The organism is Streptomyces sp. MAR4 CNX-425 (genome assembly GCF_048656465.1).
In the GTDB taxonomy this organism is placed as follows: Bacteria; Actinomycetota; Actinomycetes; order Streptomycetales; family Streptomycetaceae; genus Streptomyces.
On the sequence record NZ_JBMDLF010000003.1, the window covers coordinates 698,126 to 724,731 of the forward strand.

The 26,606-nt window shown below is 75.2% G+C and carries 23 protein-coding genes; 11 read left to right on the top strand and 12 right to left on the bottom strand.

Going from position 1 to position 26,606, the window contains the following annotated elements; genetic code table 11:
* Positions 1 to 14 precede the first annotated feature (14 nt).
* The 6 genes from ACHZ99_RS12840 to ACHZ99_RS12865 form a co-directional block, all read right to left on the bottom strand.
* Positions 15 to 629 carry a GAF domain-containing protein gene (locus tag ACHZ99_RS12840; protein ID WP_420304604.1) on the bottom strand — a complete coding sequence of 205 codons (615 nt, stop codon included), beginning with the start codon at positions 627 to 629 and terminating at the stop codon, positions 15 to 17.
* Complete coding sequence (locus ACHZ99_RS12845) at positions 626 to 1,309, bottom strand: GTP-binding protein (RefSeq protein ID WP_420304605.1); 684 nt, start codon at positions 1,307 to 1,309, stop codon at positions 626 to 628. Before ACHZ99_RS12845 ends, ACHZ99_RS12840 begins: the two co-directional genes overlap by 4 nt.
* Entirely contained in the window at positions 1,287 to 1,655 is a 369-nt protein-coding gene (locus ACHZ99_RS12850) for a DUF742 domain-containing protein (RefSeq protein ID WP_420304606.1), read from the bottom strand. The genes ACHZ99_RS12845 and ACHZ99_RS12850 overlap by 23 nt, the downstream gene beginning before the upstream one ends.
* 1 nt (position 1,656) lies before the next feature.
* On the bottom strand, positions 1,657 to 2,061 hold the full coding sequence (locus tag ACHZ99_RS12855; RefSeq protein WP_420304607.1) for a roadblock/LC7 domain-containing protein: 405 nt from the start codon (positions 2,059 to 2,061) through the stop codon (positions 1,657 to 1,659).
* The gene (locus tag ACHZ99_RS12860; protein WP_420304608.1) at positions 2,058 to 4,067 is read right to left on the bottom strand and encodes an ATP-binding protein; all 2,010 of its coding nucleotides are present in this window, start codon (positions 4,065 to 4,067) and stop codon (positions 2,058 to 2,060) included. Before ACHZ99_RS12860 ends, ACHZ99_RS12855 begins: the two co-directional genes overlap by 4 nt.
* A gap of 243 nt (positions 4,068 to 4,310) precedes the next feature.
* On the bottom strand, positions 4,311 to 6,101 hold the full coding sequence (locus ACHZ99_RS12865; RefSeq protein WP_420304609.1) for a hypothetical protein: 1,791 nt from the start codon (positions 6,099 to 6,101) through the stop codon (positions 4,311 to 4,313).
* 207 nt (positions 6,102 to 6,308) lie between these two features.
* On the opposite strand from ACHZ99_RS12865, the gene ACHZ99_RS12870 reads away from it, so the two are divergent.
* Complete coding sequence (locus ACHZ99_RS12870) at positions 6,309 to 8,147, top strand: helix-turn-helix domain-containing protein (protein ID WP_420304610.1); 1,839 nt, start codon at positions 6,309 to 6,311, stop codon at positions 8,145 to 8,147.
* 136 nt (positions 8,148 to 8,283) lie between these two features.
* Here the strand turns inward: ACHZ99_RS12870 and ACHZ99_RS12875 are convergent, their stop codons facing one another.
* Positions 8,284 to 9,441 (bottom strand): NAD(P)/FAD-dependent oxidoreductase, encoded by a 1,158-nt coding sequence (locus tag ACHZ99_RS12875; RefSeq protein WP_420304611.1) that lies wholly within the window; start codon positions 9,439 to 9,441, stop codon positions 8,284 to 8,286.
* Between the two features lie 188 nt (positions 9,442 to 9,629).
* Between ACHZ99_RS12875 and ACHZ99_RS12880 the strand changes: the two genes are divergently transcribed.
* A complete protein-coding gene (locus tag ACHZ99_RS12880; protein ID WP_420304612.1) occupies positions 9,630 to 10,031 on the top strand; it encodes a RidA family protein in 402 nt (133 codons plus the stop codon).
* Positions 10,032 to 10,192: 161 nt separating this feature from the next.
* On the top strand, positions 10,193 to 11,134 hold the full coding sequence (locus ACHZ99_RS12885; RefSeq protein ID WP_420304613.1) for an alpha/beta fold hydrolase: 942 nt from the start codon (positions 10,193 to 10,195) through the stop codon (positions 11,132 to 11,134).
* A 71-nt stretch (positions 11,135 to 11,205) separates the two neighbouring features.
* Here the strand turns inward: ACHZ99_RS12885 and ACHZ99_RS12890 are convergent, their stop codons facing one another.
* A complete protein-coding gene (locus ACHZ99_RS12890) occupies positions 11,206 to 11,607 on the bottom strand; it encodes an ATP-binding protein (RefSeq protein WP_420304707.1) in 402 nt (133 codons plus the stop codon).
* A gap of 169 nt (positions 11,608 to 11,776) precedes the next feature.
* Here ACHZ99_RS12890 and ACHZ99_RS12895 point away from each other — a divergent pair, with 169 nt between their 5' ends.
* The 3 genes from ACHZ99_RS12895 to ACHZ99_RS12905 all read left to right on the top strand — a co-directional run bounded on the left by ACHZ99_RS12895 (position 11,777) and on the right by ACHZ99_RS12905 (position 14,321).
* A complete protein-coding gene (locus ACHZ99_RS12895) occupies positions 11,777 to 12,607 on the top strand; it encodes a helix-turn-helix domain-containing protein (RefSeq protein ID WP_420304614.1) in 831 nt (276 codons plus the stop codon).
* Entirely contained in the window at positions 12,604 to 12,825 is a 222-nt protein-coding gene (locus tag ACHZ99_RS12900; protein WP_420304615.1) for a DUF397 domain-containing protein, read from the top strand. Before ACHZ99_RS12895 ends, ACHZ99_RS12900 begins: the two co-directional genes overlap by 4 nt.
* 89 nt (positions 12,826 to 12,914) lie before the next feature.
* Entirely contained in the window at positions 12,915 to 14,321 is a 1,407-nt protein-coding gene (locus tag ACHZ99_RS12905) for a CoA transferase (protein ID WP_420304616.1), read from the top strand.
* 386 nt (positions 14,322 to 14,707) lie between these two features.
* Here the strand turns inward: ACHZ99_RS12905 and ACHZ99_RS12910 are convergent, their stop codons facing one another.
* A complete protein-coding gene (locus ACHZ99_RS12910; protein ID WP_420304617.1) occupies positions 14,708 to 15,343 on the bottom strand; it encodes a hemerythrin domain-containing protein in 636 nt (211 codons plus the stop codon).
* Between the two features lie 291 nt (positions 15,344 to 15,634).
* On the opposite strand from ACHZ99_RS12910, the gene ACHZ99_RS12915 reads away from it, so the two are divergent.
* Positions 15,635 to 18,655 (top strand): helix-turn-helix transcriptional regulator, encoded by a 3,021-nt coding sequence (locus tag ACHZ99_RS12915; protein ID WP_420304618.1) that lies wholly within the window; start codon positions 15,635 to 15,637, stop codon positions 18,653 to 18,655.
* Between the two features lie 110 nt (positions 18,656 to 18,765).
* The gene (locus ACHZ99_RS12920) at positions 18,766 to 19,395 is read left to right on the top strand and encodes a hypothetical protein (protein ID WP_420304619.1); all 630 of its coding nucleotides are present in this window, start codon (positions 18,766 to 18,768) and stop codon (positions 19,393 to 19,395) included.
* Positions 19,396 to 19,466: 71 nt separating this feature from the next.
* Here the strand turns inward: ACHZ99_RS12920 and ACHZ99_RS12925 are convergent, their stop codons facing one another.
* Complete coding sequence (locus tag ACHZ99_RS12925; protein WP_420304620.1) at positions 19,467 to 20,015, bottom strand: hypothetical protein; 549 nt, start codon at positions 20,013 to 20,015, stop codon at positions 19,467 to 19,469.
* A gap of 113 nt (positions 20,016 to 20,128) precedes the next feature.
* Between ACHZ99_RS12925 and sigJ the strand changes: the two genes are divergently transcribed.
* From sigJ to ACHZ99_RS12940, 3 genes are all read left to right on the top strand, one after another.
* Positions 20,129 to 21,031, top strand: a complete 903-nt coding sequence (gene sigJ / locus ACHZ99_RS12930) for an RNA polymerase sigma factor SigJ (protein ID WP_420304621.1) — start codon at positions 20,129 to 20,131, stop codon at positions 21,029 to 21,031.
* A gap of 53 nt (positions 21,032 to 21,084) precedes the next feature.
* A complete protein-coding gene (locus ACHZ99_RS12935) occupies positions 21,085 to 22,266 on the top strand; it encodes an NAD(P)/FAD-dependent oxidoreductase (RefSeq protein WP_420304622.1) in 1,182 nt (393 codons plus the stop codon).
* A gap of 243 nt (positions 22,267 to 22,509) precedes the next feature.
* A complete protein-coding gene (locus ACHZ99_RS12940) occupies positions 22,510 to 23,679 on the top strand; it encodes a ferric reductase-like transmembrane domain-containing protein (RefSeq protein WP_420304623.1) in 1,170 nt (389 codons plus the stop codon).
* Between the two features lie 3 nt (positions 23,680 to 23,682).
* On the opposite strand, the gene ACHZ99_RS12945 is transcribed toward ACHZ99_RS12940, so the two are convergent.
* The gene (locus ACHZ99_RS12945) at positions 23,683 to 24,678 is read right to left on the bottom strand and encodes an aldo/keto reductase (RefSeq protein WP_420304624.1); all 996 of its coding nucleotides are present in this window, start codon (positions 24,676 to 24,678) and stop codon (positions 23,683 to 23,685) included.
* A 144-nt stretch (positions 24,679 to 24,822) separates the two neighbouring features.
* Positions 24,823 to 26,580: a methyltransferase domain-containing protein gene (locus ACHZ99_RS12950; protein ID WP_420304625.1), complete on the bottom strand. Its 1,758-nt coding sequence runs from the start codon at positions 26,578 to 26,580 to the stop codon at positions 24,823 to 24,825.
* Positions 26,581 to 26,606 lie beyond the last annotated feature (26 nt).

The following is a 26,606-nucleotide window of genomic DNA, read 5'->3' on the forward strand; positions in this document are numbered from 1 at the left end:
GGCCCCCGGGCTTGTCAGCTCGCCGCCCGGTCCCGCTCCTTCAGGATGTCCATCAGCGAGCGGGCCTGGGTCTTGATGAACTCCAGCCCCTCCTGGGCCTGCCGCCCCCACGGGCGCGGCTCGGTGTCGACCACGCACACGGTGCCCAGGGTCACGTCGGTCACCGGGTCGATGAGCGGCGCGCCCATGTAGGTGCGGATGCCGATCTGGTCGACCACCGGGTTGCCCGCGAAGCGCGGGTACGCGCACACGTCGGGCAGCACGAGCGCGGTGCGCCGGCCGACGACGTGCGGGCAGTAGCCGTGGTCACGCTCCATGATGCGGCTGACCTCCGGCTTGCCGGGCTGTTCCGCCGCGCTCGGGTCGGCCCACTCGGCGGGGGGCGCGTACAGGCCGGTGAAGTACTGGTGGTCGGTGATGAGGTTGACCATCGCGTACGGGGTGCCGCCGCCCAGCTGGGCGAGGCCGGCGGCGCCCTCGGCGAGGCGGGCGGCGAAGGCGTCGAACTCCGGGTCCGGGTGGTCGCCCAGGCCGAGTTCGTGCAGCCGCTGCTTGCGCCGCGCCAGCTCCTGGTCCTGCTCCCCGTCGGTCATCAGATGGCGGGCGGTGTGGTAGTCGAACGTCGTCATGCGGGGCTCCTCGGTGGGGAGGTGGGCACGGGCTGGGCGGACTCCGGCTCGGACGCGGACTCGGGCGCTGACGCGGGCCGCGGTACGTCCCCGGCCGCCGCCCGCGCCGCCAGGGACCGCGCGTGCGCGTGCTCGACCAGCGTGATCAGCAGGTTGCGCGCCGAGCCGGTGGCGCGGGCGTCGCAGCACATCACCGGGGTGTCGCTGCGCAGGTGGAGCGCGGCCTTCACCTCTTCCGGGGTGTAGCGGTAGGCGTCGTCGAACTCGTTGACGCCGACCACGAAGGGCAGGCCGCGCTGCTCGAAGTACTCGACGGCCGCGAAGCAGTCCGCGAGCCGCCGGGTGTCGGCGAGCACGACGGCGCCGATGGCGCCGCTCGCGAGGTGGTCCCACATGAACCAGAACCGCTTCTGCCCCGGCGTGCCGAACAGCAGCAGCATCATGTGGTGGGCGCTGAGGGTGATGCGGCCGAAGTCCATGGCGACCGTGGTCGCGTCCTTCTCCGGCACCCCGTCCAGGCTGTCGTGGTCGACGCTGGCCGCGGTCAGCGTCTCCTCGGTCGTCAGCGGCGGGATCTCGCTCACCGCCCCGACCAGTGTGGTCTTCCCGACCCCGAACCCGCCGGCTATCACGATCTTCAGCGGGACGAAGGAGTCGTCAGAGGTTGCGTAGTCCGACAAGGACCTTCTCCAGTAGGTATGGGTCGGTGGGGTCGGGCGGGCCCGCGGGCGCCGTCAGGATGAGCGCGCAGGTGTCGAGCAGGTCGGAGAGCAGGATCTTGGTGACCGCGACCGGCAGTCCGAGCCGCCCGGCCACCTCCGCCACCGAGCGCGGGCCCGCGCGGCACTCCCGCAGCGTCTCGTCGTGCTCCGGTGTCAGCGGCACCCGCGGCAGCGTCCGGGCGGCGATGACCAGGGTCTCCAGGGCCAGCGCACGGGTCGGCGCGGTCCGTCCGCCCGTGACCGCGTACGGACGTAACCGCGGCGCTCCGTCCATCACCCAGGGGGCGTCGTCGTACGACGTCATGTCACCGCGCGGGTCCCGGGGCCGCGGCCGCCGCGGCCCGCGCGGGGGAGGTCAGGTGCGTGGGCACGCGCTTGACGAGCTGGCCCATCTCGTAGCCGATGACGCCCAGGTCGGCGTCCGGCTCGGCGAGCACCGCGAGGATGGCGCCGGGCCCGGCGGCCATCACGCACAGCACGACGTCCTCGTGTTCCACGAGGACCTGGCGCACGCCGCGCGCGGTGCCGGTGCCGATGCCGGCGCCGAGCGAGAACAGCCCGGTGGCCACCGCGGCCAGCCGGTCGGCGGCGGCGGTGTCGAGGTCGTGGGCGTGCATCCGCACGCCGTCGGTCGAGGCGACGACGGCGCTGCGGGCGCTGGCGACCTGCTGGACGAAGTTGGCCAGAAGCCAGTCGAGGCTTTCGCTCACGAAGACGGGCCTTCCGTGGATCGGTGCTGGTGCGTGGGGGAGGGGGTGGGGGTGGCGTAGTCGTCGGGGTAGTCGTCGGCCGTGGCGGCGCCGCGCCGGTCCGCGGCGTGTTCACCGGCCCCGGCGGCGCGGGAGCCGGCGGTGAAGCTCGCCATGAGGCCGGTGTTGAGGGGGGCGGGCGCGGGTGCCGCGGCGGGTCCGCCGCCGGGGGTGGGGGTACCCCCGCCAGTGAGGGCGTAGCCGGTGGGGGAAGGCTCGCGGCGCAGCTCGGGCACGAGGTGGCTGCCGGAGCGCTCGGGCAGCGGGGGGCGCTCGCCGGCGGCGGGGGGCGGGGCGGGCGCGGGGGCCGCGTGCCGGGGGGTGTAGCCGGCGTGGGGCGGCGCGGGCGCGGGGGCTTCGGGGTGGCCGGTCGCGGGCGCGGGGTGGGGGGCGGTGCGCTCATGGGCGGCGGTGCCCTCGTAGGGGGTGGTGGAGTCGTACTCGCTCGGGCTCTCGTACGCGGCGGAGCTGTCGTACGCGCCGGTGTGCCCGTACGCGCCCGAGGCCGCCGGCGCGCGGGTGGCCTCGGGGGCGGACGACCGGGCGGGCGGCGGCGCGGCGGCGATAGCCGCGGGCTGAGTCTGAGGCTCGGCCTGGGTCTGGGGCTGGGCCTGGGCCTGGGGCTGGGCCTGCGGCTGGGCGTGTGTCTCCGGCCCGGGCAGCGCGGCGGCCGGCGCGGGACGGCGCTGCTCCTGCTGCTGCTCGCGGGCGGCGGCAGCGGCCCGCTCACCGGCGCCGGCGCGCTCGCCCGCGTCCTCGGACTCCTGCAACAGCGCGTTGGGCAGCAGCACCGTGGCGCGGCAGCCCCCGTACACGTTCCGCTGCAACTGCACCGGGATCCGGTGCCGCCGCGCGAGGTGCGCGACGACGAGCAGCCCTATCCGGCCGTCCTTGATCTGCTCGTCCACCGCCTGCGGCGTGGCCCGGCTCAGCAGGGTGTTCATCCGGTCCTGCGTGTCGCTCTGGAGCCCCAGCCCGCGGTCGTCGATCTCCACGACCAGCCCGGCCGCCGCCGGCTCCACGCGCAGCTCGACCTTGGTGTCGGGCGGCGAGAACCCGGCGGCGTTCTCGACGAGTTCGGCGATGAGGTGGATGACGTCGGGGGCGACGCCGCCCTGCAGCACGCCCGTCATCGGCGGCACCAGCTTGACGCGCCCGTAGTCCTCGACCTCCGAGACCGCCGAGCGCAGCACGGCGTTCACCGGCATCGGCCGGCTGATGCGGCGCGGCACGGCACCGCCGAGTATCGCCAGGCTCTCGACCTGGCGGCGCAGCCGGGTGACGAGGTGGTCGAGCTGGAAGAGGCCGTGCAGCAGGTCCGGGTCCTCGACCCGCTTCTCCAGCCCGTCCAGCTCGTCGAGGGAGCGGATCACGAGGTTCTGGAGCCGGCGGGCGAGGTTGACGAAGACCTCGATGCGGCCGCGGGACGAGACGTCGACGACGGCCTTGAGCGCGGCGTGCACGGTGGCGTGCACCAGCCGCTCCACCGACTCGGGGGTGACGTCGGCGGCACCCCCGCCGGCGGGGGCGAAGCCGGCGGGGGAAGTGGACAGCGCCCTCGCGTCGGGCTCGGGGCGTTCGCCGCGCTGCGCCTGGTCGACCAGGCGCAGCAGCTCGCGCTGCGCGGCTTCGAGGAGCGCGGTCAGCTCCGCGTTGCGTTCCGTACGGGCCTCCTCCGCCGCGTCGAGTGCGTCCGCGAGCGCGCCGATGCGGAGGATCGCCAGGACCGTGATGCCCACCACGGCCAGCACCCCGGCACCGATGATCATGCGGGTCTCGGCGCTCGTCGACCCGCCGACGAGCGCGGCGTACGTCGTGGCGCCGCCCACCAGCAGCGCGGCGGTCACCGGCAGCAGCGTGACCCGCCAGAGCCGGCCGCGCAGGGCGCGGCCCGTGCGGCGCCGCCGGGAGCCGAACCGGCCCGGGCTGGGGGCGGCGGTCCCGGCCGGAGCGGGGTGGTCGGACATGAGCTTCCTCGCTGGCTGGGCCGTACGCGGAGAGCGCACAGAGGCTGCGCTGTCGTACGGCGTCGTGCGGCGTTTCTTCCGGCCGGCTGCCGGGCAGTGCGCGCGCGGCGCACACAAGATCGGATGGTCACGGTCGTCTCAACGGCACCGTGAGCCACACCTACATTGCTCAGCGGCGGGTGTCGTTGCCACCGGTCCCCGGGGTCGTTTGAGGGTCGCTTCCCGGGCGTTCGAACGTGTGCCTCATCTTCGCCCGCCGCGGGACCGGTCGGGCCGGAACTGCGTTCGGTTTCCGCCGGTCACGGCGTCGGTCCCGGCGCCCGTCGCGGCTCCGGGACCGGGCCCGTGGCCGGCGCCGGCGAGGGCGCCGAAGTCACCGCGTACGGCGTCGCGTCCGGGTCCGCGGCGGGGGCCGTCACCGGCGGCCCCGCCGACCTCACCGAGCTCGCCGACGAACCGCAGCACGTCGTCCAGCTCCTCCAGCCCGATCAGCCGGCTGCGCGGCCGCAGCATCCCCGCGCTGCCGTAGCGCCCCAGCTCCGCACACCGGGCGGTGAGCCAGCGCCAGTCCAGGTCCAGGTGGTCCGCCAGCCGGCGCAGCCGCTCCGCCGCCGTGGCACCGTCGGTGACGCTGTGCGTCCGCGCGTGCCGTACGGCGTCGGTGTAGGCCCGCAGCCGGGCCCAGTGGCCGGTGGTGTCGACCTGCCAGATGCCGTCCGTACGCAGCCAGTTGGCGATCACCGCGCGCTGACCGGGCAGCAGGGCGAACCCGTCCACCTGCGCGTACTCCGGCTCCGTGCACACCCAGGTGGTCAGCCCGCGCCGCTCCAGCAGCGCGAGCGCCAGGAACAGCAGCGTGCGCTCGTAGCGCTCGCTGGTCTTGACCGCGTTGTGCGGCAGGCAGAAGGCGTGGCCGTGCGGCCCGTCGGTGCCGGCGAGCGTCTCGCGCAGCGACCGCAGGTAGTCGTGTTTGTGGCGGAAGAACAGCCAGGCGGCGGCCTCCTCGCCGTACTGCTCGCGGGCCCAGAACACCGGCGGCTCGCCGCCCGGATCCGCCCGCAGCCGGCGCAGGACGTGCTGGTCGCAGACGTACGAGCCGAGCCACGCGGTGCCGACGTCGGACAGCTCGGGCATCGCCGAGCGGGCCACGGCGGAGCGCTCGCGCCCCAGGAAGTCGTCCAGGCCGCCGCGCTCCGCCTCCAGCACGGCGTCGTCGGCGAGGAGCCCGTCGTCGAGGTTGAGGACGGCCCAGAGGACCCCGTACGTGAGGTCGTCGAGCCGGTACGCGCGCGGTATCGGCAGCACGTCGACCGGGTCGGCGGCGACGGGCTGGCGGGCGCGTACGGCGTCGAGCACGAACAGCCCGTCGCCGCGCCGCGCGCCGAGCGCGGCGAGCAGCAGCGCCCGGCGCGCGGGGCGGATGAAGTCGCGCAGGTGCGGGTGGTCGTCGGGCCCGATGACGACGCTGTCCGGGCCGCCCTCCGCCTCGTACAGCTGCACGGCCACGGAGGTGCCGTCGAAGACGCGGTGGCCGTCGAGCTGCCAGACCCCGCCGCCGCCGGGGGCCGGGGCGGTGGGCGAGAGGAAGGAGGTGGACCAGGTGACGTCGAGCGCGCGGGCGGTGGCGAGGGAGGCGTCGTCGGGGAGGCGGGGGGTGGTGAACGTGCGGGTGGGCGCGGGGCCGAGGAGCGCGTCGACGTCGATGCCGAGCATGTGCTCCAGGACGGTGCCGGCGTTGCCGCGCGGGATCTGCTCCCCGGCGAGCCAGCGCTTGAAGGTGGTGCTGGAGATGGTGAGTCGGGCCAGCCGCGGGTCGCCGTACTCGGCGGCGGCCTTGCGCGCGGCGTGGGTGTAGTGGACCTCGAACGTCGAGAATCTGGCCCAGCCGCGCTTGGCCAGCTCGACCCGCAGCAGCGTGGGCGGCGGCGGTACGGGGCCGGGGCCGGGGTCGTGCTGCGGCTCCGGCTCCGGGAGGGCGTCGTCGCCCCCCGGGTGCGGGGTGCGGCCGTCGGCGGGTGGTCCCGTCGTGGTCATGTGTGGCGTACCTCGATCTGCCGGCTCAGACCGGAACATTGCGCTCCGTAGCCTGCCGTCTGGCATGTGCCATGTGTAAGTTCCGGGGGTGTGCAGAGCGTTCACGGACACCCCGCGCATTAAATCGGGTGATCTTCCAGGTCGTTCGGGGGTCGTCCGGGCGGGAGCGGCCTGCCGGACGCGCCCGGCGGGCAATAATGCGCGACCATGACGCGAGGCAGGCCCACGACCCGGTTGACACTGACGGCCCGGGAACTCCACTTCCTCGAACACCTGGTCGCACACAGCGCCACCCCGGCGTCGAGACGGCGGCACTGCCTCATCGTCCTCGGGTGTGCGGCGGGCGAGTCCAACGGGGAAGTGGCGGCGCGGCTGGGCGTCACGCCGACGACGGTGGCCCGGTGGCGGAACCGCTTCGCGCGGGAGGGGCTGGGGGCGGTACGGGGACCCGCCGGCGGCCGGGGTCGGGGCGGCGCGGGGCGGGAGCCGGGCGTGGCGGAGGAGGGCGCGGGGAGCGGCCGGGGGGCGACGGCTCGGGAGCGGGGCCTTTCGGGTCGTTCGGGCCGGGGGGTTCCGGGTCGCGCGGGCCGGGAGTCCGCCGTACGGGACCGGGGCGGGGGCGCCCCGACACCCGGGACCGGGACCGGGGCTGAGGCCGGAGGCGACTACGTACGCGTCAACGTCCGGCTCGCCGCCCTCATGCGCGAGGCCGGTCTCACCCCCACCTCCCTCGCCGGGCAGGTCCGCGAGCTGGGCCGGCGGCGCGGACTCGAACTGCGCTGCACGCACACCTACGTCAAGCGCTGGCTCCGCGGCAGCTTCGGCCCCTCCGTACCGCCCGAGCTGATCGCCGCCGTGTTCTCCCGCCGGCTCGGCCGGGACGTCACCCCCGGCGACATCGCCGCCCCCGCCCCCGCCGGCCCCCCTCTCGCCGGCGGCGCCGCCCCCACCGGCCGCCGCCTCCTCCCCGACGACCTCGGCCTCCGCGGCCCGTCCACCCCCCTCGGCGCCGTCCGCACCGCCGCCCAGCTCTGGGACGCCGACCCGCGCTACTCCCTCCCCGCCGTCTCCGCCGCCGCCCTGCGCAACTCCGTCCGCCGCTGGCGCGGCGCCACACCGCCCGCGCCGCCGCAGCGGGCCCTCGGCACGTACCGCGTCGGGCAGCCGGACATCGCGCGCATCCACGCGCTGACCGAACACCTGGCGATGCTCGACAACCGCTACGGCGGCGGCGCCGCCCGCTCGATAGCGATGACCCATCTCCGTACCGATGTGCTTCCGATGCTCGAAGGGACCTACACCGGGTCCGTCGGCCGCAACCTCTTCCGCGCCGCCGCCCTCGTCACCCACCACACCGCACACCTGCTGTACGACACCGGCCGGCACGGCGCCGCCCGCCGCTACCTGCGCCTGGCCCTCGACATGGCGTACCACGGCCACGACCGCGCCTTCGCCGCCAAGATCCTCGGCACCCTCGCCCACCAGGCCGTCCACCTCGGCGACTACCGCGAGGCCGTCGAACTCGCCGAGGCCGGGCTCGCCGAGCCCGGGCTGACCCCCGCCGGGCAGGCCGCGCTGCACGCCATGGCCGCCCGCGCGCACGCCCGGCTGCACGACCCGCGCGCGACGGCGATCGCCCTCTCCCACGCCGAACGGTCCCTGTCCGCGGGCGGCGCCGCCCAGGAGCCGGTCTGGCTGCGCTACTTCACCGCCGCCGAGCTGCACGACGAGATCGCGCACTGCCTCGTCGACCTCCGCCAGGCCCGCGCCGCCCGGCCGCACGCGGAGCACGGCATCGCGGCCCGCACGGACCGGTACGCGCGCAGCATCGCGTTCACGCGCGTCGTGCTGGCGACGGCGTGGCTCCAGCAGCGCGAGGTCGAGCACGCCTGCCAGGTGGCGACCGGCGCGCTGCGGGCGACGGAGGACATCCAGTCGGAGCGGGTGCGGAGCTACCTCGTGGGGTTCCGGGAGCGGCTGCGGCCGTTCCGGAACGTGCCGGCGGCGCGGGAGTTCTCGTACCGGGCGGCGCGGGCGCTGCGGTGAGGCGAGGGCGCTGCGCTGGCCGGGCCGGGGCCGGCGAGGGGTGCAGGGTCACCGGGGGGCGGCACGCAGGCCCGGCGGGCGGCGGGCTGACCCGCCTCTCCGATCCACGGCGCCCGCCTTTCCGACCGGCAGGTCGTCAGCGTACGAACCGGGCCGGCCGGTACGGCGCCAGCTCCGGCGCCTCCCGGCCGCTCAGCAACTCCCCCGCCACCAGCTCCCCCAGCCGCAGCGACAGGGTCATCCCGCTGTGCGTCACGACCGTGTACAGCCCCTCGGCGCCGTCGGTCCAGCCCACGATGGCGTTGTCGTCCGGCGGCATCGGGCGCGTGCACACCCGGCCGCCGACGAGCCGGGCCGTCGCCGCGACCGCGGGCAGCACGCCGTGCGCGCGGTCCAGCAGTTCGCGCGCGAGCGCGGCGACGCGGTCGGCGGGGGTGTGCCGGTCGACCTCGTCGTTGAGGTCCAGCGCCTCCAGGTAGACGCGCCCGCCGGCGAGCGGGCGGGCGTGCAGCCCCGGGGTGAGCACCATGCGGGTCAGCCGCGGGGCGCCCGCGGCCGGTTCGAGGTGCGCCAGGAGCGTCGGCGCCTCCGACCCCGGCGCGTCGCCGGGCACCAGCGGCACGTACGCGCCGGCCAGCGCGGCGACCTCCGGGGTGCGCCAGCCCGCGCAGCACACCGCGACGTCCGCCGCCACCGTCTCGCCCCCGGCGCACCGCACGCCGCGCACCCGGCCGCCGGCGGTGTCGACGCCCACGACGCGGGCGGCCCCGCCGGTACGTACCCGGACGCCGCCGGCGCGGGCGGTGGCGAGGAGATGGGCGACGAGCGGGCCCGGGTCGACGGCGGCCTCGTCGCGGAAGTACGCGACCCGGTCGCCGTCGTCGATCCGTACCGCGGGCTCCAGCTCCCGGGCGCGCGGCACGGGGATCCACTCGGCGGCGTACCCCCGGTCCCGCAGCCGCGCGACGGTCTGCCGGAGCACGTCGAGCCCCGGGCCGCCGGAGGCCCACCGCAGGGCGCCGCCGGGCCGGTACCACCCGGCGCCCTCGCCACCGTGCCCCTCCGCGAACGCGGCGGGGCCGGTCTCGCGGACGAGCGCCGCGTGCGCGCGCATGCCCGAGACCGCCAGGTCGTGATAGTGGCGGGGATTCTTGGAGTGCGCGTTGATCCAGGCCATCGAGCTCCCCGTCGTCCCCGCCCCCGGTTCGCCCCCGTCCAGCAGCCACACCTCTGCCCCGGAACCTGAGAGCCGGGCCGCCAGCGCCGTACCGATCACGCCTGCACCGATCACCACAATGCGCACGATGACTCGCCCCCGTTTCGCTCGTGCACGTCGTTCCTTCCAGGCTGCCATCGAGCGCGCGGAAACGAGGGAATGCAGCCTGATGTGTCCGGATATCACCTGTTAGCTAAGCGGAATGCATGGTTCGTGCAGAAGGTAGGTTCGAGGACCGGAGACACGAACGACGAGCGGAGCAGCACATGCGGCACATCGTCCGGCCCGAGGGATCCCCGCCGGTCAACGGCTACAGCCACGCGGTGACCTTCACCGGCACCATGGTCGCCGTCTCCGGCCAGGTGCCGCTGGACGGCGACGGCCGGCTGGTCGGCGAGAACGACGCCGAGGCGCAGGTGCGCCAGGTCTACGCCAACCTCGCGACGGCGCTGGCGACGGCGGGCTCCGGCCTGGAGCACGTCGTCAAGCTGACCGTCTACCTCACCGACCTCGCCGACCTCCCGGCGTTCCGCCGCGTACGGGACGAGCTCCAGGACCCCGAGCACCCGCCGGCCAGCTCGCTGGTGCAGGTGTCGGGGCTGGTGAGCCCGGACTTCCGGGTGGAGGTCGAGGCGCTGGCGGTGGTGCCGGGCGACGCGAACGGGTAAGCCGAACGTAGATTCATTCTACGTAGTCTTGAATCTACGTTTGTGCCTACGCGACCGGGCCGAGGGCCTGCCGCTGGCGGCCCACTGGGGTCCGGAGGACCTGGTACGCGCCTGGCGGTAGGGGCGGGGCGGGTGTGAGACCCGTGGGTCAAGGTGGGGGCATGAGGGAGATCGAGGTGGAGGCGGCGGGCGGGGGCCGGCTGCGCGTGTACGACACCGGGGGCGGGGACGATCGGCTCCCCGTGTTCTGGCACCACGGCACGCCGAACGTCGGGACGCCGCCCGGCCCGCTGCTGCCCGCCGCCGAGCGGCTGGGGCTCCGGTGGGTGTCGTACGACCGCCCGGGATACGGGGGCTCGACCCCGCTGCCCGGGCGGGACATGGCGTCGGCGGCGGCCCTCGCCGTGCGGGTCGCCGACGAGCTGGGCATAGGCCGGTTCGCCGCCGTGGGGCACTCCAGCGGCGGCGCGCACGCCCTGGCCTGCGGGGCGCTGGCGCCGGAGCGGGTCACGGCGGTGGTGAGCGTGGCGGGCCCCGCGCCGTTCGGGGCGCCGGGGCTGGACTGGTTCGCGGGGATGGCGGCGGGCGTCGCGGGGTCGCTGCGGGCGGCCGCGGCGGGCCGTGCGGCGAAGGAGGAGTACGAGGCGACGGCGGCGTACGACCCGGAGATGTTCACCCCGGCCGACCACGCGGCGCTGGAGGGCGCGTGGTCCTGGTTCGACGACGTCGTACAGCCCGCGCTCGCGTCCGGCCCCGGCGGCCTGATCGACGACGACCTCGCCAACGTCGCCCCCTGGGGCTTCGACCCGTCCGCGGTGACCGTCCCGGCGCTGCTCCTGCACGGTGTGCGCGACCGCGTGATCCCGTACGCCCACGGCGAGTGGCTGGCCCGCCGCTGCCCGCGCGCGGAGCTGTGGACGCGGCCGGAGGACGGCCACATATCGGTGCTCGGCTCGGCGGTGGCGGCGCTGGAATGGCTCAGGGAGCGGTCCGCCCCTGACGGCGGCTTCCCGCCGCGGCACGAGCCGCTTCCACAGGTCGCCGACGTGCCCGGCGAACCAGGCACCCCGCACACCCTGCGCACGGGACGTGACTTCGCGTAGAACGGCATTCGGCCAGCTGACCGAGGGCGGCCACCCGCTGATGCCCAAGGCCCCGTACACCGGGGTCGGGCTCAGCGCTCGGCCGCCGCCGGCGGCGTAGCGCCGGGGAGTTTGAACGCCGCCCAGACGCATTTGCCCGGGCCGTCGCGGTCGGCGGTGCCCCAGTCGTCGGCGAGGGCGGCGACGAGGAGCAGTCCGCGGCCGTGGTCGTCGGTGTCGGCGGGGGCGCAGAGGTGGGGTTCGCCGCTTCCGGCGTCGTGCACCTCGATGTGCACGAGGTGCTCCTGCGCGACGACCCGCACGAGGAGGAGGCGGCCGGCGGGGGTGTGCCGTAAGGCGTTCGTCACCAGCTCGGAGACGCACACCCGGATGTCGTCCGCCCGGTCCCCCGCGCGTACCGCCGCCGCGACGAAGTCCCGCGCCCGGCCCACCGAACGCGCCCCCCGCGCGAACATACGCGCCTGCGTGGCCACACCGCCCGCCACCTGCTTGTCCGCCATCGCCATCCCTGCCAATTCGTCAGTTCGACCGCCACGCCCACCGGGGACCTACTACGTTGCGTGCAGAGAGCATTGCGCTCCGTACCGGCAGGCAACAGAGCCTTTTGTTTGGCGCCGTCCCTGGGGAGATGGGAGTCGTCCAGTGCCCGCACGTCCGCGTGAACTGACCCCTGACCGAAGTGCCCGACACCTCTTCGGCGCGAAGATGCGCGCCCACAGAATGCGTGCGGGAATGAGCCTCGAAGCGCTGAACGACGTGGTGAACATCAGCCGCAGCCACCTGTCGCGCATCGAGACGGCGGACGCCATGCCGCCGCCGGATCTGCCGCCGCGACTGGATGCGGCGTTCGGGACGGACGGGATCTTTCAGGAGCTGTACCAGCTGGCGGCGAGGGAGATCCACCCGGACCAGTTCAAGCGCCGTATGGAACTTGAGGCGCGAGCGGAGGTGATCGGAGAGTACGGCGGTCAGATCGTGCCCGGGCTCCTGCAGACGGAGGGTTACGCCCGGGCACAATTCACGCTGGCCAACCCCTGGGCGCCGGACGACAAGATCGAGGAGTTGGTCACCGCCCGTCTGAGTCGGAAGTCGGCGCTTTCCTCCGGCACGTTGAAGGACTACTCGGCGGTGCTGGACGAGGCGGCACTCCGCCGGGGCTTCGGCGGAGCGGAGGTGATGCGGGGCCAGCTCACACACCTTGCCGAGCTGACGCACACGCAGACGACCATGGTGCAGGTCGTCCCGTTCACCGTCGGGGGACATGCGCTGGCCGGAGGCACTCTCACCCTGATGACCTCGGACACCGGCGCGCGAATCGCCTACGAAGAGAGCATCACGACAGGCACGTTGACGGAGGAAAAGGAAAGCGTCCTCGAACGGCAGCGGGTATACGATCTGTTAAGGGCGTCCGCCCTGTCGCCGACTGATTCGGCGGCCTTTATCCGGTCCGTGATGGAGGAACTTCCGACATGAGCACCACGCCTGACCTCTCCGGTGCGGAGTGGGTCAAGTCGAGCTACAGCGGGAACGGCGGGGGCAGCTGTGTCGAGTGGGCACCGGCCTGCGCCACCTCCGGCGTCGTCCCGGTCCGCGACAGCAAGGACCCGAACGGCCCGGCGCTCACCTTCGCGCCCGCCGCCTGGTCGTCCTTCGTCGCCGCCGTCCGGCGTGACGAGTTCGGCCCCGCCTGACGCAGACCAGCGCCTCTGCACGACCGGCCCCCGCCACTCCGGCGGGGGCCGCCCTTACATTGAGTGGCACTCAGTGCCACAATGGAGGCATGGACTCTCCCATGGCCTCAGGGACCTCACAGGCTTGGGCGGCACTGGGTGCCGATGCTTCACTGCTTGACCGGGTGTCCTACGGCGGTCCGTCCGGTGGGCTGCCGGCGCGGCTGCCCGTCATGGAGCTGGCGCGGGCCACCGTGGCGGCGTGCTCGCTCGCGGCCGCCGAGCTCGCTTCCGTGCGCACGGGGAGCCCCGTGCCCCGGGTGCGGGTCGATGACGAGGCGGTCGCGACGGCGTTCCTCAGCGACCGGCTGATGCGGGTCGACGGGCGGGCGTGGTCGACCTTCTCCCCGCTGTCGCGGTTCTGGCGGGCGGCCGACGGATGGGTGCGTACACACGCCAACTACCCGCACCACCGGGCCCGGCTGCTCGCCGCTCTCGGGGTGCCGGGGAGCGCCGACGAGGAGGCGGTGGACGCGGTGGACGCGGTGGACGCGGTGGCGCAGGCGATCGCGGGGCTGACCGCGCGGGAAGTGGAGGAGACCGTGTACGCGGCGGGCGGTCTCGCCGTCGCGGCGCGCGGCCCCGAGGACTGGGCCAGGAGCGAGCAGGGGATCCTGACGGCGGGGCAGCCGCTGCTGACGACGGCACGCATCGACAACGCCCCGGAACGCATGCTCGGTGGCGCCGCCCTCCCGTGCGCCGGGCTGCGCGTCCTGGACCTGACCCGGGTCCTGGCCGGACCGGTCGCCACCCGAACGCTCGCGTTGCTCGGCGCCGACGTGCTGCGCATCGACGCCCCGCAGCTGCCGGAAAGCCAGGAGGCCCACAACGACACCGGAATGGGGAAACGCTCCACCACTCTGGACCTGGGAGAGGACACCGACCGCAGGCTCTTCGAAGAACTGCTCGACACCGCCGACGTGGTGGTCACCGGCTACCGGCCGGGCGCGCTGGAACGGCTCGGCCTGACACCCGAAGCGCTCGCCGAGCGCCGCCCGGGTCTCGTCATCGCCCAGCTCTCCGCGTGGGGCCGCTACGGACCGTGGCACAGGAGGCGCGGCTTCGACAGCCTGGTCCAAGTCGCCACCGGCATCGCCGCCTTGGAGGGCTCGCCGGACGCGCCCGGCACCCTGCCCGCCCAGGCCCTCGACCACGGCACCGGCTACCTGCTCGCCGCCGGTGTCCTGCGCGCGCTCACCGAGCAGCACCGCACGGGCGGCACCCGGCTGGTCCGCGTGGCGCTGACGCAGACCGCGCACTGGCTGGTCCACGACCTCGCACCCGCCCCGGGCGAGGACCAGGGCTTCGACGCCGAACACCGGCTGACCGAGACCGACAGCCCCATGGGCCGACTCCGGCACGTCCTGCCCCCGGTGTCGTACGACGGAAGCCCGACGAACTGGGCACGCCCGTCGGGTCGGTGGGGAACGGATGCCCCGGCCTGGAACGGCGCCTGACGCCTGCGGCGTGCGGCCTGCCGCCCGGCCCCGGCGCCCGCAGACGCGCCCCGCGGCGGGGCCCGGGCGCCACCGGGGCCGGGACGCACAGCGGGGGCCGCTACACGCCGACGTACGAAAGTCCCGGCTCGTGGGCGATTCGCCCCACTTCACGGGGAGCGTTACCGGGAGTTCTGTGCCTGGGCCGTGCACGGGGGGACGACGCCGCACACCGGCAGCCCCATCCTCGACGGCGGCGGGCTGATACGGCGGGCACTCCCCCTCGCGCGCCAGCCCGCGGCGCCGCGGAGGTGGGTGGCGTGGGACCCCGGCGGAGGTCTCGCGCCACCCACGGTCCGAGTCCGGCGTCCGGGCTGGGGCCTGAGGTCCGGGCCCGGGGGCCGGGGTCAGGACACCGCGTTCCACCGGTCGCGGGCCCGGTACGCGGGCACCCACTGGTCGGTGAACAGGGTCCGTACGTTCTCCGGCATCCGCGCCGTCATCATCGCGACTACGTCCTCGTTGGCGTCCTCCAGCAGCCAGGGGAGCAGCGACGACGTCTCCGGGCCGGTCTTCGCGACGTGGACCTCGCTGTAGTGCTGCCACTGCTCCTGCGTCAGCCGCGCGTCGATCAGCGGCAGGGCCTCCTTCTCCTCGTGCTCCAGGTGCGCGGTCAGCGCCTCCGCGAGCGCGCCGGTGGCGGCGGCGACCTTGTCCGGGCCGGCGGTCTCGTCGTCCAGGACGGCTTCGACCGACGCCAGCAGCGGGTCGATCTGCCCGTGCTCGGCCTCCATCGCGTCGAGGACCGCCTCTTCGTCGGGCTTGCCGGCGACGGCCGCGCGCAGCGGGGGCCAGAGTGCCTCGTCCTCGGCGGTGTGGTGGATGGTGAGGGCCTTCTTGAACAGCTCGTAGCTGGAGCCGTTGGCGAGGATCAGGCGGGGGTTCTCGTCGGTGCGGGCGGAGACCTCGGTGATTTTGGCGAGGTCGCGCCGCAAGGCGTTGTGCATCGCGTACATCATCGACATGTCTATGTTGCCGGTCATAGCTCGTTTCCGTGTCGTCGATTCGAGGTGGGCGCCCGGAATGGTGTACGGCGTCCCGTCTTTTCCGTGTACGAAGCAGCTGCCTTCCCATATGACAGGCGGGGCGCGGACGATGTGACGGGCCCGGTCCCGAGCGGGGGCCGGAGCCCGGGCCCGGCCCGGCCGGTCTTGCCGGGGCGCGTCCGGAGGCATACCTTCACGCTGTCGCTCTTCACGCTTGTCGCCGCCGCGACGCGCCGACCGCACACCCCCGCCCGGCGCGCCGCTGGACCCCACCGGCCGGAGGCGCTCATGACCGTGACCGCTGTGCGCCCCGCTGAAGCGCCCGTACTGATCGGCAGGGCGCGGGAGTTGAACGCGCTCGTGGACGCCGTGGCGCGGCCGCCGTCCGTGGCGATGGTCGAGGGCGAGGCCGGGATCGGGAAGACGCGGCTGATCCGGGAGGCGCTGCGGCATCCCGCCGTGGGCGGGCGGCGGGTGTTGCTGGGCGGCTGCCGGCCGCTGCGCGAGCCGTTTCCGTACGGGCCCGTGTTCGACCTGCTGCGGCATCTCGCCGGCGGGCTGCCGCCCGCGCTCAGCCCGGTCTGCGGGGCGCTGCGCGCCTACCTGCCGGAGCTGGCCGACCGGCTGCCGCCGGCGCCCGGGTTGCTCGGTGACCTGCGGGCCGGGCGGCACCGGCTGTTCCGGGCGGTACGGGCGCTGCTGGACGCGGCCGGCGGGCCGGTGATGGTGGTCGAGGACCTGCACTGGGCCGACGAGGGCACGCGCGACCTGCTGCGCTTCCTCGTCGACGACCCGCCCGACGGGCTGTCCGTCGTGCTCAGTTACCGCCGTGAGGACCTGCCGGGCGGCGGGCTGCCGGGCGGTGGGCTGCCGCTGGGCCGCGCGTACCGGCCGCCGCCGGGCGCCACCGCCGTCGTCGTCCCGCTGGGGCCGCTGGACGTGCACGGCGTACGCGACATGGTCACCGCCCTGACCGGGACGCCCACCCCGACGCCCGCCGAGGCCGTGGCGGACACCGCCGCCGAGCTGCACCGCCGCACCGCCGGGATCCCCTTCGTGGTCGAGGAGGTCGTACGCGCCCTCCCCGCCGACGTACGCCCCGCAGACGGCGCCCTCGCCGCCATGGCCGTCCCGACCCGTCTCCAGGAGGCCGTCGCCGACCGCATGAGCGTCCTCTCGCCCGCCGCCGCCGACGCCGTACGTGCCGCCTCCGTCCTCCGCGTCCCCGCCGGCGAGGCGCTGATCGCCGCCGTCGCGCGCGGCGCCCCCGGGCGGCCCGCCGCGCCCGCGGACTCGGCGGCCGTGCGCGAGGCGCTGCTCGCCGGCGTGCTGCACGAGTGGGGCGAGGACCGCTACGGCTTCCGGCACGCCCTCGCCCAGCAGGCCGTCTACGACGGGCTGCTGGGCCCCGACCGGCGGCGGCTGCACCGGCAGGCGATGCACGCGCTGGCCGCCGCGGACCCGCAGCCGCTCATCCAGCTCGCGTACCACGCGCACCACGGCGGGGAGCTGGCCGCGTGGCAGCGCTACGCCGAGGCGGCCGCCGTCTCCGCGCGCGAGATGGGCGATCTGGCGCTCGCCGTGGGGGTGCTGGAGGAGTTGCTGTCGGACGGGCGGCTGGGGCGGCCGGAGTGTGCCCGTATCGCCGTGGACCTGAGCCGCGACGCGGTCGTCGGGCTCACCCACCACCGGGCGACGGCGCTGCTCCACGACATCGTGCGCGACGGCCACATCCCCGAGGGGGTGCGCGGCGAGATCCGCCTCAACCTCGGCCTCCTGCTCCACAACCAGGCGGGCCGCCACGAGGAGGGCCGCGTCAGCACCGAGGTGGCGGTGGGCGAGCTGCACGGCCGCCCCGCGCTCGCGGCCCGCGGCATGGCCGCGCTCGCCATGCCGGGCTGGGGCGACCAGCCGCGGCAGGTCTACGAGCGGTGGATCGAACGGGCCGAGGAGCTGGTGGCGCACACGCCCGACGCCGCGGTCCGCACCGCCGTACGCGGCAACCACCTGGCCCTGCGCATGAACCTCGGCGACCCGGCGGTGTGGGAGGAGGCCGAACGCCTCATCGCCGGGCCCGTGCCCGCCGTACACCGCCGCCAGATCGCCCGCGCCTGCGGCAACTTCGCCGACGCCGCCGCCTGCCTCGGCCACTACCGGCGGGCGCAGCGCTACCGCGGCGAGGGGCGGCGGCTGGCGGCCGAGTGCGGGGCGACGTGGCTCGAAGGGATCGTGGAGGGTACGGCGCTGCGGCTGGACTGGTACGGGGGCCGGTGGGGCGGGCTCGCGGAGCGGTGCCGGCAGACGCTCGGCGCGGTGCGGGGCGTCTCCAGCATCGCCGCCGAGGCGCACCTGGTGCTGGGGCTGCTGGCGTCGGCGGTGGGCGAGTGGGACGAGGCGGCGGTGGAGCTGGCGGCGGCCGGTCTCGCCGACCCGCGCAACGCGCTCGCGCCGATACTGGCCACCGCCTCCGGCGCCATGACCCGGCTGCTCCAGGCGCGCGGCGAGCCGGAGCGGGCGCGGGCGGAGGCGGAGCGGGGGCTGGCGCGGATCCGGCGCAAGGACATCTGGCCGTGGGCGGGGGACCTGGCGCCGGCGGCGGTCGCGGCGCTGGTACGGGGCGGGCGGCCGGAGGCGGCGGCGGAGGTCACGGCGGAGCTGGCGGCGGGCGTCGCGGGGCGGGACGCGCCGCTGGCGGAGGCGGCGTTGCTGGCGTGCCGGGGGATCGTGGCGGCGGGGGCGGGCGGGCGCGGGACGGCGGGGGACGCGGCCGCGGAGGCGGCGGGGCTGTTCGACGCGGCGCAGCGGGCGTACGCCGCGCTCCCGCAGCCGTACTCGGCGGCGCGCGCGGGGGAGGCGGCGGCGCGCTGCCGGCTGGCGGCGCGCGACCGCAGCCCTTCCCCCGGCCGCGGACCGGCGCCAGGGCCAGGGCCAGAACCCGGGCCAGAGCCCGGACCCGGGCCGGAACCCGGGCCCGCCGCAGAGACCGGGCCCGCGCGGGAACTCGCCGAGCTGGCCCAGCGGTTCACCGAACTCGGCGCCGTCCGCGACGCCGCCCGCTGCCGCCGCATCCTGCGCGGCAACAACGTCCCGCTCCCCTCCCGCCGCGGCCGTCGCGGCTACGGCGACCAGCTCTCCCCGCGCGAACGCGAGGTCGCGCGCCTCGTCGCCCGCGGCCACACCAACCGGCAGATCGCCGACGTGCTCTACCTCTCCCCCCGCACCGTCGAGCAGCACGTGGCGAAGCTGCTGCGGAAGCTGAACGTCGGCTCGCGGGCGGAGGTCGCGCGCGGCATCGACGCGCGGAATTAATACGTAGTCCCTACGTACCGTTTCCCGGATTGTTCTCCGTCCGCGGGCGTGCGATCTCTGTGAACGGGCGGCCCGCCGCCCCTACCTCCCACCGACACAAGGAGAGCGCCATGCGGAGCAAGGTACTCCTGAGATCCGTCCTCGTGGCCGTCGCGGCCCTGGCCGCCGCCGTCGCCGGACCCGGCGCGCAGGCGGCGCCGGCGCCCGAGGCCCGTAGCGCCGCGGCCGTGGAGGCGGCCGCGCACGACCACGCCGGCGAGAAGCTCGGCGAGGGCCACGGGATCACCGTGGAGGAGTTCGAGGCGCTGGCGGCCAAGGGCCCGCAGGACCGCGAGTACGGGGCCACCGCCTGGCCGGTCCCGACCGACCGCGCGTACTACCTCACCTCGTCGTGCAGCGCCTACGCCGGTGCCATCGCCCAGGGCGCGTCGGCGTGGGCCAACCTGAACCGCACCTCCGGCAGCGACACCCCGGTCGAGTGCCGCAACAGCTACATCAGCGACTGCGGTGGCGGCGGCCGGATCGTCGGCTGCAACTGGGGCCAGGGCCAGCGCATCGCGCTGTTCATGGGCGGCGTGGGCGACGACGCGCTGCTGGCGGCGCACGAGTTCGGCCACGACTGGTACGGCCACTCCGGCTACCAGTGCGCCGGCTGGTCGAGCCCGGCGCACGTGATGGCGCCGTCGATATGCACCCTCACCGGCGACGGGGCCAAGAAGGCGCCGACCCGGATCGACTGACGCACCGTCCGGCCGCGGGGGCGTCGCGCTGACGGACGCCCCCGCGCGCGGCCCGGCCGGGGTACGGGGGCTCAGCCCCGGCGCGCGGAAGCGCCGGTCGCGCTGGTCGACTTGAGCAGCGCGGGCGCGGCGGGGGCGGCACGCCACACCTGGAGCAGGTACTCCTCGCGCGGCTCGCCGTCCCCGCGCGGGTCGGCGCCGTCGCGGTTGCGCCCGTGGACCCGTACGCGATACGGCCCCGCCGCCCCCGCGCCGCCGCCCGCCCCCGCAGCCGCGCCCGACCGCAGCGGCAGCCGCCCGGCCTCGTCGTCGCTCTCCTGCCAGTTGGTGGCGAAGTCCATGAACGCCGACTCCCACGCCACCGACACCTCGGCGACGTCCTGCCACGCCGCGGCCTCCAGCGGCGGCGCCCCGTCCCAGAGTTCGGCGCCCACCCCGACCGTGCCGATCTCCTGGCCGCACAGAATCCGCAGCCCGTCGCCCGCGGGGTCGGCCTCGACCAGCCCGTTGTCCGTGAACCGGGGCTCGAACTCGACGACGAGCGACTCCCCGACGACGTCGACCGTCGCCGTGTCGACGAACACGTCGACCGGCCCGACCCCCCACATCAGCCCCGCCACCGGTGCGCTCCTCTCGCCACGTCGAGGTTAGCCGCCGCCCCGTCCGCGCCGGGCCGGGCGGGCGGCTGCCTACACTGCACACCGTCGGCGGTGTGAGGAGGTGGCGGAGTCCCGTGGAGCCCGAGGCCGCGCTGACGGAGGCGGACTGGGCCGCCCACCGGCCCGCCGTCTTCGGCGCCGCGTACCGCATCCTCGGCACCGTCACCGAGGCCGAGGACGTCACGCAGGACGTCTGGCTGCGCGCCGCCGGCGCCGACCTGTCCGGCGTACGGGACCTGCGCGCCTGGCTGGTGACAGTCGCCGCCCGGACCGCGTACAACGTGCTCAAGTCCGCCCGCGTCCGGCGCGAGACCTACGTCGGCCCCTGGCTGCCCGAGCCGCTGCCGACCGGGCCCGACGCCGCCGCGCAGGTGCTCGTCGACGAGTCGGTGGGCACGGCGATGCTGTTGCTGATGGAGCGGCTCACGCCGGCCGAGCGCGTCGCGTTCGTGCTGCACGACGTCTTCGGCTTCCCCTTCGCCCGCGTCGCCGAGGTACTCGGCGCCACCCCGGCCGCCAGCCGCAAGCTGGCCTCCCGGGCGCGGGCCCGGGTGCGGGCGGAGGGGGCGACGGCGGGCCGGGAGCCGGCGGCGCCGCGGGCGGAGACGGAGCGGGTGCTCCGGGCGTTCAAGGCCGCCGCCGAGGCCGGTGACATGGCCGCGCTGGTCGAGCTGCTGCACCCCGGCGCCGTGTACGTCGCCGACGGCGGCGGCGAGGCGACCGCGGCCCGGCGGCCGGTGCTGGGCGCGGAGACGATCGCGCTGCTCGCGGTCCGTTCGGTACGGATCGGGCGCCCGGACGGCGCGCGGCTGGTCGAGGTCAACGGCCGGCCCGCGCTCGTCACGTACCGCGCGGGCGCGCCGCTCTGGCTGGACACGGTGGAGGTCGCGGACGGCCGCCTCACCGAGGTGCGCCGGCTCGCCAACCCCGGCAAGCTCGCCGCGCTGGCCCCGCTCGTCTCCCCCGGTCACGTCTGACGCCGCCGTCTTGTCTCCCTGGCGCATCGGAGCAAGCTGAGGAGGACGGCACGATGAACCATGTCGTGATCATCGGTGGCGGTTTCGCGGGCGTGTGGAGCGCGGCGGGCGCCGCGCTCGCCCGCCGCAAGGCCGCGGAGGCAGGGGAGGCAGGGGCGGAGGCGGGCGCGGACCTGCGCGTCACGCTCGTCGCGCCGAATGACGAGCTGGTGCTGCGGCCACGGCTGTACGAGCCGGAGCCCGACCGCGCCACGGTGGCCCTGGACCGGATCCTGGACCCGATCGGCGTCGCGCGCGTACGGGCCACGGTCACCGCCGTCGACACCGGCCGCCGGGTCGTCGTGACCGACGGCGGGACGGAGATCGCGTACGACCGGCTGGTGCTCGCCTCGGGCAGCCGGCTCGTACCGCCCGCGGACCTGCCGGGCGCCGAGCGGCTCTTCGACATCGACACCCTGGCCGGCGCCCGCCGCCTCACCGCCCACCTCCGCGGCCGCGACGGCTACGCCGCGGTGGTCGTCGGCGCCGGGTTCGTCGGCCTGGAGGCGGCGAGCGAACTGGCGGCGCGGGGGCGGGTGCTGCTGGTGGACACGGCGGAGACGGTCGGCGAACCGCTCGGGCCGGGGCCGCGGGCGGCGATCGAGGCGGCGCTGGACGAGCTGGGCGTCGAGCGGCGGCTCCGGACGACGGTCACGGAGGTCGGCGACGGGTACGCGGTGCTCTCCGACGGCGACCGGGTGGCCGCGGACGCCGTGGTGTGGTCGACGGGGATCCGGGCCGGCGAGCTGACCCGGCAGCTGTCGGACGACCTGGACCACCTGGGCCGGGTGCCGGTGGACCGGTGGCTGCGGGCGCTGCCCGAGGTGTTCGCGGCGGGGGACGCGGCGGCGGCGCCGTACGACGCGGAGCACACGGTGATGCAGGCGTGCCAGCACGCGACGCCGCTGGGCAAGGTCGCGGGCTACAACGCGGCGGCCGACCTGCTGGGCGTACCGCCGCGGCCGTTCACGCCGGCGCCGTACGTGACGTGCCTGTATCTGGGCGCGGCGGGCGGGGTGTTCACCCGGGGGTGGGACCGGAAGGTGATGGCGTCGGGAGAGGGCGGCGCGTACGTGAAGGAACAGATCAACGGGTACATCCACCCGCCGGTGGACGACGCCGGGGAGATCCTGGCGGCGGCGGACCAGGTGTACATCGACCTGCCGTTCTACCCGCGGGAGGAGGCGGCGGCGTAGCCGGCGGGCCCGGCGGCGTCCGGAGGACGGGGCCCGGCTCTCCGCCGCCTGGCGGGACGGACTCGACATCCGCATCGGTCGGATGGTGCGGCTGCGCAACCGCGACGACGTCCTCGGCGGCACGCGCCCCGGGCCGCGGCGGCCCCGGGCCTTTGACTATGCGGCGGAGGTGATGGGTACACATCAGGTGGGGTCGACGGGACGCAGGAGGCGGGAGGGGTGTCGGTGGGACGTCGATCAGGGGTGTCCGAAAGCGCCGCGGAGGACCGCGGAAAGGCCGGGTCCGGCCGGTGGTTCGACTGGGCGGGACTCGGGGCCGACCTCCGTGCGGCCGGGCCGGACGCCGGCATCGCGCTCGTCGTCACCGGCGCCATCTTCGTCTGGCTCTACGTCCGCGTCGACAACGGCACGTCCGCGACCGTCCAGGTCATGCCGATGCTCGCCGACGCCGACCGCTACTGGATGTACTGGCTCTGCCAGGCGTTCGGCTGGTCCGGCCTGCTGTGGGCGTGGATCACCATCGTCTTCAGCCTCCTGCGCACCGGCCCGCGCCCGCGGGTCCGCTGGCTGCCCGCCGCCGGCCTGGAGAAGCTGCACCGCACGACGAGCCTGACGACCATCGCGCTGATGTTCATGCACGCGCTGATGTTCTTCCTGGAGGAGGTCCGGGGCAACGAGGGCGGGGCGACCTGGCCCGGCCGGCTGTGGGACGGCTTCCTCAAGGTCTTCGTCCCCGGCGGCTACGTCACCGGCACCGGCCGCCTCGCCATCCTCCTCGGCCTGCTCGCGTTCTACCTCGCGATCCCGCTCGGGCTGGCGTACTACCTGCGGCAGCGCACCGGTTCGCGCATGTGGCGCGCGCTGCACCGCTTCATCATCGTCGTCTACGTCCTCAGCGTCTGGCACACCCTGCTGTACGGCACGAACGTCTGGTACGACGGCACGTTCCGCACCCTGGTCTGGGCGTTGCAGATGCCCGTCGCCGCGATGCTGCTGCTGCGCCTCCTCGCCCCCGCCCGCCCGAGTGAGCGCCTCCGCCTGCGCGGCCCCCGCCGCACCTCCCGCCCGCTGCCCCTGACCGCCCGGCTGGCGGGCCGCGTCGCGGCGGTGGCGACGGTCGCGGGGCTGGCGGCGGTGGTGGCGACGGGCGTGGACGGGGGCCGTACGCCGGACGGGGCGTCGCCGGGGACGTGGCCGGAGCGCTGGGTGATCTGGGCGGGGCTGCTGGTGCTGACGCTGGCGCTGGTGGCGGTGGTGCACCGGCTGCGGCCGTCGGCCGTGGCGGTCCGGCCCGGCGGGTCCGCGCCGGACCGGCAGGAGCGACAGGACCGGCAGGAACGGCAGGAGCGGCAGGACCGGCCGGAGCGGCAAGGACGGCAGGAGCGGGAGGAGCCGGGCCGGCGGGTGGGCTGAGGCTCAGATCGCCGGCGTCGGGGCCTCGCGCGGCAGCAGGTCCGCCGACTTCGCCGCCGCCCAGAACCCCTCCGGCACCGGGTGCGCGAACGCCCGTACCGTGTCCGCCACCTCCGCCGGCGTGCGCGCGCCGACCACCGCGCTCGTCACCGCCCGGTGGCCGAACGGGAAGCGGACCGCCGCGGCGGCCGGCGGGACGTCGTGGCGGCGGCAGAGCGCGTGCCAGGCGGCGACGCGGCGGGCCAGGGCGGCGGGGACGGTGCGGTAGCCGTGGGGGGCGGTGGGGCGGGGGTCGGTGAACAGGCCGGAGTGGTAGACGCCCGCCGCGAGCACCGCGACGCCGCGCGCCGCGCACAGCGGCAGCAGGTCGTCGAGGCCGGTGCGGTCCAGCAGGTTGTAGCGGCCGGCGAGCAGCACGCAGTCGGGCCCCGGGGAGGCCACCTCGCGGAGGTAACGGGCCGCCACCGGCGCGTGGTTGACACCGATCGACACCGCGCCGACGGCGCCGCGGGCGCGGAGTTCGGCCAGCGCGCGGTACGCGTCGGTGACGGCGGCCGGGAAGTCCTCGTCCGGGTCGTGCACGTGCAGCACGTCGATCCGGTCCAGCCCGAGCCGCTCCAGGCTGTCCTCGACCGAGCGCATGACGCCCGCGTACGAGTAGTCCCGCCGCGGCCCGACGCCGGGCGGCGGGTCGGCCCAGATCGGCTGCGTGTCGGTGCCGCCGGGCACGATGAGCCGGCCGACCTTCGTGCACAGGGCGTACGCCGCGCGCGGGCGGGAGGCGAGCGCGGCGCCGGTGCGGCGTTCGGAGAGCCCGTACCCGTAGACGGGCGCGGTGTCGAAGAGCCGGACGCCGGCGTCCCAGGCGCGGTCGACGGTGCGCGCGGCGTCCTCGGCGGACACCGGCGCGAAGAGGCCGCCGATGGAGGCGAGGCCCAGGCCGAGGCGGGTGACGGACACGTCGGTGCGGCCCAGGGGTACGACGTCGTCCGCGCGCATCGGCGGCTCCTTCCGACGGGTGCCCCGGGGTCGCGGGGTCGGGGGGTGCGGCCGTACCCGGCGGCCGGGCGGGGGCAGCGGCGCCGGGGGCCGAGGTGCCGCCACGGCCGGGCGGGGCCCGGCCGTGGCGGTGTGCGGAATCGTTCACCCTGGTACGGACTCACCCAGCCTGAAGTGGAAGATGCCCCACGTCAGGTGGTTGTTCCGGCCGCCGCGCACCCAGTGGCCGAGCCCGGTCTTCATCTGGTCGAGGTACCTCGGGTCGACCTTGTCCCGGAGGCCCGCCTCGGCCTCCAGGCGCTCGGTCTCGGTCAGCACCCGGCCGTAGTGCGTCGCCAGGTGCTCCCCCAAGTCCTCGAAGCCCGCCCCCACCGGGACGAAGCCGAGCCTGGTCAGCTCGGCGGTGTAGAACCCGGGCGAGCTGAGGTCGTCCAGGTGGAGCCGGTCGAGGATGGGCTGGAGCACGCCGTCGGGGCAGTCGTCGGCCCGCATCGGGTCGGTGAAGACGACGTGTCCGCCGGGGCGCAGCACGCGCGCGATCTGGGCCAGCACGTGCGCGCGGTCTCCGCTGTGCAGGAGGGCGTCCTGCGACCACACGACGTCCACACTGGCGTCCTCGTACGGGAGGTCGTCGTAGGAGCCGTCGACGACCTCGATCCGGCGGTCCAGCCCCCGGGCCTCGTTGAGCTCCCGGTGCCGCCGGTTCTCCACGTCGCTCAGGTTGAGCGCGAGGACCCGGCAGCCGTACGTCTCGGCGAGGTACCGGGCGGAGCCGCCGTAGCCCGCGCCGAGGTCCAGGACGGTGTGGGACTCGTGGAGGTCCAGCCTGTCGGCCATGTGCGCGACGGTGCGGCGGCTGGCGTCGGCGATCGGCTCGTCCGGGGTGTCGTACACGCCGATGTGGATGTCCTCGCCGCCCCACACGGTGGCGTAGAACGTGTCGGCGTCGCGCGAGTTGTAGTAGCTCCGCGCCGTGCCGGCCGCGCCGGTGTACTCCTTGGCCTGCCGGTCCTGCTTCTGATCCACGACGTACTCCTTCGACGCGACGTGGATGAAGAAGTCCGGCTCGTCGCCCCGGTACGTGTGCTGGAAGTCGCCGTAGGTGTCGATGGACTGGAAGCCGACCTCGGCCATCAGGCGCCGCGTGTAGTCCTTGCGCAGCGGGAACATGTTCAGGTGGTACACGGACTCGTCGGGGAACTGGTACCGCATGCGGACCAGCCCCGCGTCGACGTACTCGGGCTCCACCGCGACGTCCTCGCCGCAGTAGTAGTACGTGTGCTTGCTGGTGTAGCCGCGGTCCAGGATGGCGTCGTAGTTGCGCTGGTCGAGCACGAGCACGCCGTCGTGCTTGAGCATCGCGTAGAACTCTGCCAGCGCCTTGCGGCGGTCGCGCTCCGAGAACAGGTGGGTGAAGGAGTTCCCGAGGCAGACGATGGCGTCGTACGCGCCGTGCACGTCGCGGTTGAGCCAGCGCCAGTCGGCCTGTACGACGCGGAGGATGGGGCCGCCTCTGTCGAGGCCGTTCTTGAAGGCCATGGCGAGCATCTCGGGGCTGCCGTCGGCGCTGACGGTGTCGAAGCCCGCTGCCAGAAGTTGCACCGAGTGGAAGCCGGTGCCGGTCGCGACGTCGAGGACGCTTTTCACGCCGCGCTTGCGGAGCAGGTCGATGAAGAAGTTTCCCTCGCTTTCTGAGCGTTTCTCCCAGTCTATGAGAGAGTCCCACTTCTCGACGAAGCTGGGGATATACTCCTGCTTGTAGTGGCCGGTTTCCCGTACCTCGACCGGGCTTTCACCGAATTGTTGGCTTCTCGCTGTGATGACGGAACCTCCATGAGCAGGGGTCAGGTGGACATCCCTCGACGCCATCCCTGTCCAGCGCACGGCGGGGCTACGCCTCATGCCCACCAGACGAGACACTCCCGCGG

What these genes read in the sequence shown, in the direction of transcription:
- ACHZ99_RS12840 (WP_420304604.1), bottom strand. Translation starts at nt 629, where the DNA reads ATGACGACGTTCGACTACCACACCGCCCGCCATCTGATGACCGACGGG.
- ACHZ99_RS12850 (WP_420304606.1), bottom strand. Translation starts at nt 1,655, where the DNA reads ATGACGTCGTACGACGACGCCCCCTGGGTGATGGACGGAGCGCCGCGG.
- ACHZ99_RS12860 (WP_420304608.1), bottom strand. Translation starts at nt 4,067, where the DNA reads ATGTCCGACCACCCCGCTCCGGCCGGGACCGCCGCCCCCAGCCCGGGC.
- ACHZ99_RS12865 (WP_420304609.1), bottom strand. Translation starts at nt 6,101, where the DNA reads ATGACCACGACGGGACCACCCGCCGACGGCCGCACCCCGCACCCGGGG.
- ACHZ99_RS12870 (WP_420304610.1), top strand. Translation starts at nt 6,309, where the DNA reads ATGACGCGAGGCAGGCCCACGACCCGGTTGACACTGACGGCCCGGGAA.
- ACHZ99_RS12880 (WP_420304612.1), top strand. Translation starts at nt 9,630, where the DNA reads ATGCGGCACATCGTCCGGCCCGAGGGATCCCCGCCGGTCAACGGCTAC.
- ACHZ99_RS12885 (WP_420304613.1), top strand. Translation starts at nt 10,193, where the DNA reads ATGAGGGAGATCGAGGTGGAGGCGGCGGGCGGGGGCCGGCTGCGCGTG.
- ACHZ99_RS12900 (WP_420304615.1), top strand. Translation starts at nt 12,604, where the DNA reads ATGAGCACCACGCCTGACCTCTCCGGTGCGGAGTGGGTCAAGTCGAGC.
- ACHZ99_RS12905 (WP_420304616.1), top strand. Translation starts at nt 12,915, where the DNA reads ATGGACTCTCCCATGGCCTCAGGGACCTCACAGGCTTGGGCGGCACTG.
- ACHZ99_RS12910 (WP_420304617.1), bottom strand. Translation starts at nt 15,343, where the DNA reads ATGACCGGCAACATAGACATGTCGATGATGTACGCGATGCACAACGCC.
- ACHZ99_RS12915 (WP_420304618.1), top strand. Translation starts at nt 15,635, where the DNA reads ATGACCGTGACCGCTGTGCGCCCCGCTGAAGCGCCCGTACTGATCGGC.
- ACHZ99_RS12920 (WP_420304619.1), top strand. Translation starts at nt 18,766, where the DNA reads ATGCGGAGCAAGGTACTCCTGAGATCCGTCCTCGTGGCCGTCGCGGCC.
- ACHZ99_RS12935 (WP_420304622.1), top strand. Translation starts at nt 21,085, where the DNA reads ATGAACCATGTCGTGATCATCGGTGGCGGTTTCGCGGGCGTGTGGAGC.
- ACHZ99_RS12945 (WP_420304624.1), bottom strand. Translation starts at nt 24,678, where the DNA reads ATGCGCGCGGACGACGTCGTACCCCTGGGCCGCACCGACGTGTCCGTC.
- ACHZ99_RS12950 (WP_420304625.1), bottom strand. Translation starts at nt 26,580, where the DNA reads ATGAGGCGTAGCCCCGCCGTGCGCTGGACAGGGATGGCGTCGAGGGAT.